Annotated in this window: 13 protein-coding genes and 1 pseudogene; 6 read left to right on the plus strand and 8 right to left on the minus strand. The window is 43.8% G+C overall.

Going from position 1 to position 13,214, the window contains the following annotated elements:
• Positions 1-111 precede the first annotated feature (111 nt).
• The 7 genes from nqrF to bolA form a co-directional block, all read right to left on the minus strand.
• Positions 112-1,338 carry an NADH:ubiquinone reductase (Na(+)-transporting) subunit F gene (gene nqrF, locus AB4623_RS09750; protein WP_017059912.1) on the minus strand — a complete coding sequence of 409 codons (1,227 nt, stop codon included), beginning with the start codon at positions 1,336-1,338 and terminating at the stop codon, positions 112-114.
• A gap of 29 nt (positions 1,339-1,367) precedes the next feature.
• The gene (gene nqrE, locus AB4623_RS09755) at positions 1,368-1,964 is read right to left on the minus strand and encodes an NADH:ubiquinone reductase (Na(+)-transporting) subunit E (protein ID WP_009848375.1); all 597 of its coding nucleotides are present in this window, start codon (positions 1,962-1,964) and stop codon (positions 1,368-1,370) included.
• Between the two features lie 7 nt (positions 1,965-1,971).
• Positions 1,972-2,604 (minus strand): NADH:ubiquinone reductase (Na(+)-transporting) subunit D, encoded by a 633-nt coding sequence (locus AB4623_RS09760; protein ID WP_008223083.1) that lies wholly within the window; start codon positions 2,602-2,604, stop codon positions 1,972-1,974.
• Positions 2,604-3,371, minus strand: a complete 768-nt coding sequence (locus tag AB4623_RS09765) for a Na(+)-translocating NADH-quinone reductase subunit C (RefSeq protein ID WP_017059911.1) — start codon at positions 3,369-3,371, stop codon at positions 2,604-2,606. The genes AB4623_RS09760 and AB4623_RS09765 overlap by 1 nt, the downstream gene beginning before the upstream one ends.
• Entirely contained in the window at positions 3,361-4,605 is a 1,245-nt protein-coding gene (locus tag AB4623_RS09770; RefSeq protein WP_010439046.1) for an NADH:ubiquinone reductase (Na(+)-transporting) subunit B, read from the minus strand. Before AB4623_RS09770 ends, AB4623_RS09765 begins: the two co-directional genes overlap by 11 nt.
• A 5-nt stretch (positions 4,606-4,610) precedes the next feature.
• Positions 4,611-5,951, minus strand: coding sequence for a Na(+)-translocating NADH-quinone reductase subunit A (locus AB4623_RS09775; protein ID WP_010439044.1), 1,341 nt, complete (start codon positions 5,949-5,951; stop codon positions 4,611-4,613).
• 519 nt (positions 5,952-6,470) lie between these two features.
• The gene (gene bolA, locus AB4623_RS09780) at positions 6,471-6,779 is read right to left on the minus strand and encodes a transcriptional regulator BolA (protein WP_017059909.1); all 309 of its coding nucleotides are present in this window, start codon (positions 6,777-6,779) and stop codon (positions 6,471-6,473) included.
• Between the two features lie 174 nt (positions 6,780-6,953).
• On the opposite strand from bolA, the gene AB4623_RS09785 reads away from it, so the two are divergent.
• The 4 genes from AB4623_RS09785 to AB4623_RS09800 all read left to right on the plus strand — a co-directional run bounded on the left by AB4623_RS09785 (position 6,954) and on the right by AB4623_RS09800 (position 10,701).
• On the plus strand, positions 6,954-8,105 hold the full coding sequence (locus AB4623_RS09785) for a methyltransferase (protein ID WP_372146284.1): 1,152 nt from the start codon (positions 6,954-6,956) through the stop codon (positions 8,103-8,105).
• A 66-nt stretch (positions 8,106-8,171) separates the two neighbouring features.
• Entirely contained in the window at positions 8,172-8,741 is a 570-nt protein-coding gene (locus AB4623_RS09790; RefSeq protein WP_017059907.1) for a YajG family lipoprotein, read from the plus strand.
• Positions 8,741-9,289, plus strand: a complete 549-nt coding sequence (locus AB4623_RS09795; RefSeq protein ID WP_372146286.1) for a peptidylprolyl isomerase — start codon at positions 8,741-8,743, stop codon at positions 9,287-9,289. Before AB4623_RS09790 ends, AB4623_RS09795 begins: the two co-directional genes overlap by 1 nt.
• Before the next feature lie 53 nt (positions 9,290-9,342).
• Positions 9,343-10,701, plus strand: coding sequence for an AmpG family muropeptide MFS transporter (locus AB4623_RS09800; RefSeq protein WP_372146288.1), 1,359 nt, complete (start codon positions 9,343-9,345; stop codon positions 10,699-10,701).
• 66 nt (positions 10,702-10,767) lie between these two features.
• Here AB4623_RS09800 and AB4623_RS09805 read toward each other — a convergent pair.
• Positions 10,768-11,029 (minus strand): annotated as a pseudogene (locus AB4623_RS09805) (2-dehydropantoate 2-reductase); the annotation flags it as partial.
• A gap of 372 nt (positions 11,030-11,401) precedes the next feature.
• On the opposite strand from AB4623_RS09805, the gene AB4623_RS09810 reads away from it, so the two are divergent.
• Positions 11,402-12,151 carry an outer membrane protein OmpK gene (locus AB4623_RS09810; RefSeq protein WP_372146290.1) on the plus strand — a complete coding sequence of 250 codons (750 nt, stop codon included), beginning with the start codon at positions 11,402-11,404 and terminating at the stop codon, positions 12,149-12,151.
• Between the two features lie 110 nt (positions 12,152-12,261).
• Positions 12,262-13,155 carry a 2-dehydropantoate 2-reductase gene (gene panE / locus AB4623_RS09815; RefSeq protein WP_372146292.1) on the plus strand — a complete coding sequence of 298 codons (894 nt, stop codon included), beginning with the start codon at positions 12,262-12,264 and terminating at the stop codon, positions 13,153-13,155.
• Positions 13,156-13,214 lie beyond the last annotated feature (59 nt).

Here is a 13,214-nt window from a genome sequence, read left to right on the forward strand (position 1 = left end):
TTTGAATGCCTTACTCTTTCTTATATAAGCCAGTATGTTGTCAAAAGCTGTCTTAGAAAAACAAATGGCTGACTCGTAGGAGTCAGCCATAATATCAATCACTTAAGTGGATTAACCACCGAAGTCATCTAGTAGGATGTTTTCATCTTCTACACCAAGATCTTTCAGCATGCCGATAACAGCAGCGTTCATCATCGGTGGACCACACATGTAGTACTCACAATCTTCAGGAGCTTCGTGATCCTTCAGGTAGTTTTCGTACAGTACATTGTGGATGAAACCAGTGTAACCGTCCCAGTTGTCCTCTGGTTGAGGATCAGACAGTGCACAGTGCCACACGAAGTTTTCGTTTGCAGCCGCTAGGCCATCGAAATCTTCAATGTAGAACATCTCACGCTTAGAACGTGCGCCATACCAGTAAGACATCTTACGAGTAGACTTAAGACGCTTAAGTTGGTCGAAGATATGAGAACGCATAGGCGCCATACCTGCACCACCACCGATGAATACCATTTCATTGTCTGTGTCTTTAGCAAAGAACTCACCAAATGGACCAGAAATAGTACATTTGTCGCCTTCTTTAAGAGACCAGATGTATGAAGACATCACACCAGGAGCTACGTCAGGGTTGTTTGGCGGCGGAGTTGCGATACGCACGTTAAGCTTGATGATGCCTTTCTCTTCTGGGTATGAAGCCATAGAGTAAGCACGGATCGAATGCTCTTTAACGATAGACTCATAACGGAACAAGTTGAACTTATCCCAGTCACCACGGTATTCCTCAGGAATATCGTAATCTGCGTATTTCACGTGATGTGGTTCAGCTTCAATCTGAATGTAACCACCCGCGCGGAACGGAACTTCTTCACCTTCAGGGATCGCTAGAGCAAGTTCTTTGATGAAAGTAGCTTCGTTGTTATTCGAGATAACAGTACATTCCCACTTTTTAACACCAAAGATATCTTCGTCTAGTTCAATCTCCATGTCAGTTTTCATAGCAACTTGACATGCAAGACGTTCGCCTTCGCGAGCTTCACCTTTTGTGATGTGATCAAGTTCAGTTGGAAGGATGTCGCCACCACCAGACTTAACTTTTACACGACACTGACCACAAGAGCCACCGCCACCACAAGCAGAAGATACGAAGATACCAGCGCCAGCCAGGGCACCAAGTAGCTTGCTACCAGGTTGAGTAACGATCGCCTTTTCAGGGTCGCCGTTTACTGAAATAGTGATGTCACCTGATGGTACTAACTTAGACTTAGCGAAAAGAATCACTAGTACTAGAGCCAGTACAATAATGGTAAACATCGCTACGCCAAGAATAATACTAAACATTTGTTATTCCTTATTACTGGGTGCTTACCCTACAGTTGAACACCAGAGAAAGACATAAAGCCTAACGCCATCAGACCAACAGTAATGAACGTGATACCAAGGCCACGAAGACCTGGAGGTACGTCAGAGTACTTCATCTTCTCACGGATACCCGCAAGAGCAACGATAGCTAACATCCAACCCACACCAGAACCGAAGCCGTAAACAACAGATTCAGCAAAGTTGTAGTCACGAGTTACCATGAAAGATACACCACCAAAGATTGCACAGTTAACTGTGATCAGTGGGAGGAAGATACCTAGTGCGTTGTACAAAGGTGGGAAGAAACGGTCTAGAACCATCTCTAGGATTTGTACAAGTGCCGCGATAACACCGATGAATGCGATGAAGTTAAGGAAACTTAAATCGACACCTTCAACAAGCGCGTTTTCTTTCAGGATGTGTGTGTAAACAAGGTTGTTTACAGGAACAGCGATTGTAAGTACTACAACTACCGCAACACCAAGACCAAAAGAAGTTTTAACTTTCTTAGATACCGCTAGGAATGTACACATACCTAGGAAGAAAGAAAGCGCCATGTTTTCGATGAAAATCGATTTAACTAGCAGACTAATATAATGTTCCATGACTACCTTACCCCTTCGCTTCTACTTGTTCTGGTTTGAACACACGAATTGCCCAAATCAAGAAACCAATTAGGAAGAATGCAGAAGGTGCTAGAAGCATCAAGCCGTTTGGCTGATACCAACCACCGTTGCTCACTAGAGGTAGTACTTCCATACCAAATAGTTTGCCAGAGCCTAGAAGCTCACGGAAGAAACCAACAGTGATAAGAACGAAACCGTAACCAAGACCGTTACCAAGACCATCGATTAGAGATGGGATTGGCGCAGACTTCATTGCGAATGCTTCAGCACGACCCATTACAATACAGTTAGTAATGATTAGGCCTACGAATACAGATAGCTGCTTAGAGATATCGTATAGGTATGCTTTAAGCACTTGGTCTACCACGATTACTAGTGATGCGATAATTGCCATCTGAACGATGATACGCACACTGTTAGGAATGTGGTTACGGATCAAAGAAACGAAGAAGTTAGACAGAGCAGTAACGAACATTACCGCGATAGTCATAACAAATGCTGTTTCTAGCTTAGTGGTTACCGCAAGAGCAGAACACACACCAAGAACCTGTAGCGCGATTGGGTTGTTGTCCAACACCGGCGCTAAGATGCTCTTTTTAATTTCTTTTGCACTAGACATTAGTTCAGACCTCCGTCACGAACTTTTGCTAGGAACGGACCAAAGCCCATATCACCTAACCAGAAGTCAAATGTATGTTGAACACCAACGCTAGTCAGTGTTGCACCAGAAAGGCCATCTACACCGTGCTCAGAACCTTGAGGAGCGCCACCTTTAACAACCTGAATAGCAGGTTTGTGGTTTTCGTCGAATAATTTCTTACCAACGAATTGAGCGCGCCAAGATGGGTTCTCAACTTCACCACCAAGTCCAGGAGTTTCACCTTGCTCGTAGTAAGTGATACCAGAAACTGTGTTGCCATCAGTTTCTACCGCAACGAATGCGTACATCATTGACCATAGACCGTTACCGTGAACAGGGATGATAACTTTAGAAGTTTCAGCGCCATCTTTCACAAGGTATACAGTACCCGTGTTAGCACGACGAAGGATCTTAGCGATGTCATCTTCAGCTGAAAGCTTGATTGACTGAGCTGGATCTTTTGCCGCTTTACGTTGGTCGTATGCAGCAGCATCGCCGTCAACGAAATCGCCAGTAGCGAAATCAACTAGACGAGGTTCAATGTTCTCTGCGTACAGTTCAGGGATATTACCCGCAAGTTCAATGCCCGCAACTTCAAGGATCTTAGTTTGCTGATCTAGAACCGCGTTAGCTTGTTGCTTAGGTTTAAGAACAACTGCAGCTGTTGAAACGATGATTGAGCACACTAGGCTCAATGCGATAACAACAAACAGCGTCTTTTTAATGCTATCGTTATTACTTGCCATAGCGCGCTAGTCTCCGCTTAATGTTCTTCTCGATTACAACGTGGTCAAACAGAGGAGCAAATAGGTTTGCGAATAGGATCGCAAGCATCATGCCTTCTGGGTATGCAGGGTTAACTACACGAATCATTACACACATTGCGCCGATTAGGATGCCGTACCACCACTTACCACCATTGGTAAATGACGCTGATACAGGGTCTGTTGCCATGAAGAACATACCAAATGCGAAGCCACCTAGAACTAGGTGCCAGTGCCAAGGCATGCTGAACATTGCGTTAGTGTCAGAACCGATCACATTAAACAATGTTGATACAGCAATCATACCGATCATAACACCAGCAATGATGCGCCATGAAGCAATGCCCATGTATACGATCATTGCAGCACCGATCATAAGTGCAAGCGTTGATACTTCACCGATAGAACCTGGAATGTTACCAATGAATGCGTCCATCCAAGTGATCGTCTCACCAGATACCGTGTTCATTAGCGCGCTACCACCGCCTTGAGCCCATTGGCTAAGCGCTGTTGCACCAGAGAAACCATCAGCTGCAGTCCAAACTACGTCACCAGAAATCTGAGCAGGGTATGCAAAGAATAGGAACGCACGGCCAGCAAGTGCAGGGTTTAGGAAGTTACGACCCGTACCACCAAAAATCTCTTTAGCAACAACAACACCGAAGGTAATACCTAGTGCAGCTTGCCATAGAGGAAGTGTTGGCGGAACAATAAGCGCGAACAAGATAGAAGTAACAAAGAAACCTTCGTTAACTTCGTGCTTACGCACCATACAGAACAGTACTTCCCAGAAACCACCAACGATAAAGACCGTCGCGTAGATAGGTAAGAAGTAAGTCGCACCCAAGAGCATCTTACTGCCCCAACCTGCATCGGCCCCTAAGGAGGCGCCTAACATTTCGGTTAGCCAGTAGTGCCAGTTACCATCAATGATAGAAACCAGCTCTGCACCTGAATACATGTGGTTTAGTGCTGCGATAGCTTGACCACCTGCGTTATACATACCCCAGAACATTGCTGGGAATACCGCAAGCCAAACCATGATCATGATACGTTTTAAGTCAACGCTGTCACGGACATGTGAGCTTTTCTTTGTAACTGTACCTGGTGTGTAGAACAGTGTTGCTGCAGCTTCGTAAAGCGCAAACCACGTTTCGTGTTTACCACCTGGCTCAAAATGATGCTCGATGTCTTCAATAAACTTTTTAAGGCCCATGAAAATTACCCTTCCTTCACAATTATATCTAGGCATTCACGAAGTAACTGACCGTACTCGTACTTACCAGGACATACAAAGGTACACAGTGCTAAATCTTCTTCATCTAGCTCTAGCGCACCAAGTGCTTGTGCACTATCAACGTCGCCAGCGCATAGATCGCGAAGCAGCAAAGTAGGCTCCATATCTAATGGCATTACTTTCTCGTAGTTACCAATTGGAACCATAGAGCGATCACTACCGTTTGTTGTCGTTGTCATGTTGAACAACTGACCTTTAAACACGTGACCAAGGAATGAACGAGTAACAGAGAACTTGTTCTTACCAGGCATTGCCCAACCAAACAGCTCTTTATCACGACCTTCACGAAGAACCGAAACCTGTTGATGGTAACGGCCAAGGTAAGCATGTGGACCTGAAGCGTGAACACCAGATAACACTGAACCTGAGATCAGGCGAACTTCACCTGGCATCAACTCGCTGTCCGTTAACTCTTCAAGGCTAGCACCAATTTGAGTACGAACTAGACGTGGGTTGTTAACTACTGGACCAGCCAGAGAAACAACACGCTCAGAGTAAATCTCACCAGTAAGGAAAAGCTTACCGAATGCGATAACATCTTGGTAGTTAATGCTCCACGCTACGTTTTGTGCATTTACCGGGTATAGGTAATGCATATGCGTGCCTGCAAGACCTGCAGGGTGTGGGCCATCAAAAACATGTTCTTCAACGTTAGACTGAGCTGAACGAGGTAAGCTAGTACCTTTTTTACAAACGTACACTTTACCGTTAGTCAGAGTTGAAAGAAGATCCAAACCAGCAACGAAAGCATCAGACTGCTCGTTAATGATTAATTCTGGCTCAGCTGCCAACGGATTAGTATCCATAGCAGTTACGAAAATAGCCTGAGTTTCAGAATCAATGGCTGGAACCTTGCTGAACGGACGAGTTCGCAAAGCGGTCCATGCGCCAGACTCAACTAACTGAGATTTAACCGTTTCACGGTCAAGACCTGCTAGTTGGCTAGCTTCATAGCTATTGAACGTGATTTGCTCATTGCCTGCTACTTCAATCACTACTGATTGAAGAACACGCTTAGCACCACGGTTCACTTCAATAACTTTACCGCTTGCTGGAGAAGTAAATACAACACCTGGGTTCTTTTTATCTGCAAAAAGAACTTGGCCTTTCTTCACTTCATCACCAACGCGAGCATGCATCGTAGGACGCATACCAACGTACTCTTCGCCAAGCAAGGCGACTTTAGTGATGGACTTACCATCATTAATCACCTGGGATGGAGTTCCTGCGATAGGAAGATCCAAACCCTTATTTATTGTAATCATACGCACTTGCACTACTTTATCGGGAAAAAGATTCTTTTAATTGCGTAAATTCAGGACGTTTTAAACTCGCCCTTAGACACGACATTACAGTGTCCGGTTTTGGTAAATTTGAGATACCAAAATCGCAACATTTTCATAATAAAATCACCACACGAATCATGTGAGATTTATCAGGTGCGATATTCTAGCATTTTTTGACAACTCGATGCCATGACCAATAACTTGAATACAGCCTTTATTTGGTGAGATTTGAAGCATATGGCCTCTCAAATATGTATAAATTTGACGAGCCGCACAGATAAAATGGCTTTTGAATCGTGTTTTAAACAAGAGATTAATACTCTGTCACAAACTAATATTTTACTAGTTATGTTGAAACACTGTTAATAAAAACATTACTCATTGTAGGTATTTGAGCTCGTTCAATTTGACATCAGTTTGGGTGATATAAGAACGAAAATACATACGTTTGACGACAAAAAAAGCGCCATGGCGCTTTTCTCTGTATAATAGGCCTTCTTACTTTCCGCCACCCATACACATTGGACTGTCTGGCACGCTATCTAGCTGCTTCATCCATTCATCTTTTGTATAAGTGTGAATAGACAGTGCGTGGATATTATTGGCTAACTCTTCTGAAAGTGCCTTATTTACCGCTCGATGACGAGCAATAAGACGCAAACCTTCAAACACATCGCTGACAACAATCACTTTGAAATGACTCTCAGAACCAGCCGGAACATTGTGCATATAGCTCTCATTGACCACGTTTAAATGACTTGGTGAAAACTCATTGTGCAATTTTGTTTCGATAACTTCTTGGATCATTGTGATTCCTTAATAACGTATTGGCATTATCCGTGGGCTGAGTATAAACCCTAACAGGTCGAGTGTCTGAGTATTTGATAGCGAATGGCATAGGTTTGGTTGAGTTTTTTCTATCTTGTTCAGCCTGCATTTGAGACAATATCTTTGTTATTTCTTACATAAGTATCTCAAGCAATGAAAACCGAACTTACCCTTCACGACAGAACTTTGACCTTACATCGTTTCCCGAAACGTTCAAATGAAACCCTTCAAGCTTGGGATGCGGGCGACGAATACATTATTAGCCATGTTGAAGAGATGAACCTTGAACCTGGTAAACACATCCTGATCATGAACGACAGCTTCGGTGCCCTATCGACTTGGTTCTCGAAAGATCATGATGTCACTATGATGAGCGACTCATTTATCTCTCACCGTGGCGCCCTGAAAAACTTGCAGCGCAATCAAAGTAACCGAGTGAACTTCTTGAACACGATGGATGATATCCCACACGGTATCGACCTTGTGATCATGCAGCTGCCAAAAACAAATCGTCACCTAATCTGGCAACTGAGCCAGCTACGCCAAGCATTGCCTGTAGGCTGCCAAGTGATTGGCGTCAACAAGGTAAAAGAGATTCACACTTCTACGCTTAACCTGTTCGAAAAGTACCTAGGCGAAACCAAAACATCACTAGCGAAGAAAAAACACCGCTTAGTATTCTCGTCTCCAAACTGCCAGCCTATTCAAACAGTAGAGCCTTTTGTTGAATGGGATGTGGACGGTGAAGATATCCGTCTGAAAAATTTACCAAATGTTTACTCAGGGGAAGCACTCGATCAAGGCGCTCGCTATATGCTAGAGCATATCCCTCAAGCTCCAGAGCTGCGTCATATCATCGATCTTGGTTGTGGCAACGGTGTATTGAGTGTAAAAGCAGGGCAATTGAACCCACAAGCCCGTATCACCTGTGTGGATGAAAGCTTTATGGCGGTGGAATCGGCGCGCCAAAACGTCAAAGATAACCTTGGTGAAGAAGGCAACTTCCAGTTCATCGCCAACAACTGTTTAGATGGCTTCAAGAAAAACAGCACCTACTTAGTGATGTGTAATCCTCCATTCCATCAGCAACAAGCGATTACGGATCACATTGCGTGGCAAATGTTCTGTGATGCAAAGCATGTTCTAAGCAATGGAGGCAAATTAATTGTTATTGGCAACCGACACCTCGGATACGATGTCAAACTAGCAAGACTATTTGGTGAAGCTAACGTTGAAACGCTTGAACTAAACCAAAAATTTGAGATATTACAAGCAACAAGAGAACCTGCGAATTTTAATAAATAAGCAGAAACGACTTCACAAGAATTTAAGATACCGAGCTTCTGGTGTGAATTTAGAAAGGATAAAGGAATGAAAAAACTGATTTTGGCTGCTTCTATTATGGCTTTGACAGCATGTTCAGCCCCTCAGCAAGAACAGATCAATGTAATGCCAGAAGCTTCACTAAGCTCAAGCAACCTTGTACAAGGCAAAACATACACACTAACCAGTAAAGATGTTCGTGCCGCTCAATATGTTGCATTGGTTGATAGTGGCCGTTCAAACATTCAGCCAATTCACGCTAAGCAAAACATGCGTATTTCTCTAGAAAATGCTGTTGCACAGCAGTTAGAGTCTCAAGGTTTTCGTGCGAGCGTAAACAGTGAAAACTCGATTGTTTTAGAGATTCAAGAAGCACTCGTTACCGTAGAGCACACCATTATGGAAAACAAAATGGACGGTAAAGTAACGCTTGAAGTTACCGCTGAAACGCCTGAAGGCAAACTAGTTAAAACATTCAACGGCACTGCAACACGCACTGGTGCATTGAGTGCATCTAACGACGACATCTCTATGGTTCTTAATGACGTGATCAACTTGGTTCTTACTGAGATCGCTAACGACCAAGAGCTACAAACTTACATGAAGGAACGTTTCTAATGGGTCGTATTTTATCTTCTATCGCATTAATGCTAGTGAGCGTGAGCGTTTGGGCTGGTCCTAAAGTAAACGTGGAAACAACATTAGGCGACTTCACTATTGAGCTTAACCAAGAACAAGCACCGGTTAGTGCGGATAACTTCCTAAAATACGTTGCTGACGGCAGCTACGAAGGCACTATCTTCCACCGTGTTATTCCTGGCTTTATGGCTCAAGGTGGCGGCTTCGATCAAGAGATGAATCAACAAGCAACTTACGCTCCTATCAAGAATGAAGGCAGCAATGGCTTGAAGAACGATACAGCAACAATCGCGATGGCTCGTACTAATGCGCCAGATTCTGCAACTCGTCAGTTCTTCATTAACTTCTCTGATAATGACTTCTTGAACGCAAAAGGTAGCAACCCAGGCTACGCTGTATTCGGCAAAGTAACTGAAGGTTTTGATGTTGTTCAAAAGATGGCAACGATTCCAACCAAGCGAATGGGCCGCATGTCAGACATACCAGTTGACCCAATCGTCATCACTAAAGTGACCCTTCTTAAGTAATCCAATCTAACGCCCTTATTTCTTAAGGGCGTTTTTCTACACAAGGACGCCCTATGTCATCAGGCACTCCCTCTCTTTCTTGGATGCAGACTTTCCGCAGCTACCTAGATAAACGCCTACTTTGGGTGTTTATGCTCGGCTGTTCGAGTGGCTTCCCATGGGTTCTTATTGGATCCAATATGTCTGGTTGGCTAAAAGATGCAGGTTTAACGCGTGCTGCCATCGGCTACTTTGGCAGTGTGTTTGCCGTGTATGCGATTAACTTTCTATGGGCACCATTGGTAGACCGAGTAAAACTGCCGGTGCTTCACGCAATACTCGGCCAGCGACGCAGTTGGATCTTTTTCTGCCAATCCATTGTTTTAATCGGTACCTTATTCATCGCAGGCGTCAATCCCGCAGAGAACTTGGCGTTTACTTCAATGTTGGCGCTCGCTATTGCCATTGCCTCAGCCACGCAAGACATCGCGATTGATGCATTTCGTATTGATACCTTCCCAAAATCCGAAGCATCAAAACTGCCGCAAGCTTCTGCAATGGCCGTAATTGGTTGGTGGACGGGGTATTCTCTACCAGGCTACCTTGCCTTTATTAACGCAGACTCAATCGGTTGGAATGGCGTGTATTACGGAATGGCAGGTGTCGTTGTTGTATTAATGCTGTTTACTCTTTTTGTCGGAGAGCCAAATACACAACGTGAAGCCCTACAAGAACAAGCACAACAGCGACACAATAAAGTGGTCGGCTCAAAGCTTGTCGCTTGGTTCAGTGTGACGGTAATTGAACCATTTTATGATTTCTTCAAAAGAAACGGAGTTCAAGTTGCCATTACTCTATTGCTGTTTGTGTTCCTATTTAAGATAGGTGAAGCCTTCCTAGGTCGCATGTCGATCACCTTCTATAAAGAGATAGGTTTCAGTAATGAACAGATCGGTCATTACTCCAAGTTAATTGGCTGGGGCGCGACGATATTCTTCACTTTGGTAGGCAGTGTCTTCAATGTGAAATTCGGTATTGTACGCGGACTGATGATCGGCGGTGTGGCAATGGCGGCCAGTAATCTAATGTTTGCGTGGATCGCTCACACTGGCCCGAGTGAAACCTTGTTCTTGGCAACCATCATTGTCGATAACTTTACAACTGCGTTTTCAACCGTAGCGTTTGTCTCTTTCTTAACACTATTAACCGGGCAGGCCTTCTCTGCAACCCAATATGCATTACTCGCATCCTTGGGTAACTTCGGTCGAACAACACTGGCTTCATTTAGTGGTGAATTGGTCGATTACCTCAATGATTGGTCAACCTTCTTTATACTGACCGCACTTATGGTGATTCCAAGTTTGATCATGCTCTACTCGTTACGCCACTTTTTCACGGATTTATTAGAGAAAGCCAAAACTAACCAAGAATAGAGTCAAAGAAAACAAATAAGAAGAGGGTAGCATTGATCTACCCTCTTCTACATTCTGTCTTCAGATCTAGTCTGTTGTTTCACTGACAATTAGGTTAAAACCCGTACCCATCGAATCATCAATCGCCACGACTTGATACACCACACCATCAGCTAAGGTTGCGGGCGCAGAGTCGATAGCCACAACTGACGGCTGACCCGCTACAGTAATCGTCACAAAGTAAGACCCCGCCGCAACATAAATGCCATTCGCATAATCTTTGAATTTCACATCACTTAGCGCCGGAGTGCTGCCAGCAATACCCACCGTTTTCGGTCAAAGATAGATCAAAGACTGGATTGTAAGACGGGTTGAATTGTCATTTTTTAAGAGAAAACGCTTAGAAACGAATACTGTTGATTTTGATATGCATATCACTCTATTTAGTATAATCGTTTGCTTAGAGCATCAATTCACCAATTTATCTACAAAATAATCAGATTTCACAAAATCAATAGAATCCAAGGTGCATCAAGATGCATTACCACCTTAAAGTTCCATCATTTAGATCATTAGTGTGATCAATTTCAAATTAATAATTGTAGTTTTCACTCTGTCTCACTTTTATTTGAGAACAAAATCGCTATTATGCTCGGCATTCGGACATCATAAACACGCACGGATTAGCGGGTTATTCATTTTTAACATAGAGAGTTCCATTATGCGTAAATCACTTTTAGCTCTTGGCGTAGTTGCAGCTGCAACAGCAATCCCTGCTCAGGCAGAATACTTATATGGCTTTGGTAGCATGTATGCTGATTACCAAGTTTGGGACCAAGGCTTTGGTAACGATGACGATAACTTCGGTGGTGACATCTCAGATCGTAACCAAGCTGTTATTGGTATCGAAGGCGGTGCTGCATTTGACTGGGGTCAAATCTACGGCTTCTACGACTACGAAGGTGTTGATCGTTCAGGTGATGATCGCGGAGCTTCAACTAAAGGTACTATCCACTACAACCTAATGGATACTAAAGTTAGCCTTTACGCACAAGTTTACAACACAGATACTGATGCTGGTTTCCATGAGCAAAACCGTGTTCTTGGTCTTGGCTATACTGGTCTAAGCGGTGACGGTTGGGCATTCACACCATTCATCGGTGCACACCAAATTAACTCTGGTGATATCAGCGGTTCTAACGGTGGTATGGCTGGTTGGGTTGGTTACTACAATACTGACATTGCAGGTCAAAACTTTACGTTCTCAACTTGGGGCGAATATGAATTTGCTCGTAACGATGAGTACTCAGAAGTTCAAGGTGGCGACTACGGTCTAAATGGTAGTATCAATGCACTATGGAACTTCCACCAAGACTGGTCAACTGGTGTTCTTTACCGTTACACAGTGAACAAGCTTGCACGTAAAGACTACCAAGATCTAATCATCTACCGTCTACAGTACAACTTCTAATCAAGTTAAAACTTCATTAGATAAAATGGCACCCTCGGGTGCCATTTTTTATTGCTTTCATTTAATGCCTCGCTATCCTTGCAGCATCACTTTCTTATCTCGGTATTGCTGTGAACATCACTATTGTTGGACCTGGAGCTATCGGCTCTTTATGGACGATAAAACTGCTTAAAGCGGGTCATAATGTCTCTTTGTGGAGTCGTTCTTCCGACCACTCCATTGAGCTATCACTTGATGGACAACCCTCTCTCCCTATCAGTAACAACAATATCGAACGATTAGCCGCGAGTGATTTGGTTATCTTCACAGTCAAGGCTTGGCAAGTAGAAGAAGCCACCACTCCGTTACTTCAATATCTCGACTCTGACACCATTCTCATGTTCATGCATAACGGAATGGGCGCGGTCGACAACATTGCCACTCAAATTAATGCTCACCCGATAGTATTGGCTACCACGACCCAAGCAGCATTCAAACCTGATCGTAATAGTGTATCTCATACAGGAATAGGACAAACCCAGTTGGGTGCTTTTAACCAAACGGGTCAACAGTGCACGTTTTTGGTTGATGTATTGGATGATGCTCTCCCCGCTGTGAGTTGGAACCCACAAATAGAAACCGCGCTTTGGGCTAAACTCGCCATCAATTGTGCTATCAATCCACTGACAGGGTTGGAACAAATCAAGAATGGTGAACTTGCAGACCAAAGGTTTGAGGGTATTTTAAGTTCTATCGTTGAAGAGCTAACACAAGTTATGCAAGCCGAAGAGATCGCTTGTTCATTCGACGGATTAGAAGCAAGTGTCAAGCAGGTCATCCAAGCCACGGCGCAGAACAACTCATCCATGAAGCAGGATATGTTTTACCAACGCAAGACAGAGATCGACTTCATCACTGGACACCTAATAAAAACAGCGCTTAAACATCAGATAGAAGTTCCCGTTAACCAAAAACTGTTCGATCAGGTCAAAGAGCAAGAAAATAGCTGGAATCATCAAGATTAGTCAGCAACGGTCAACAAGTCGCGATAAAATAACAATACCGCTAAGCATAACGCTGGCAC

Source organism: Vibrio sp. 10N.222.52.C12 (genome assembly GCF_041474215.1).
Taxonomy (GTDB): domain Bacteria; phylum Pseudomonadota; class Gammaproteobacteria; order Enterobacterales; family Vibrionaceae; genus Vibrio; species Vibrio crassostreae_C.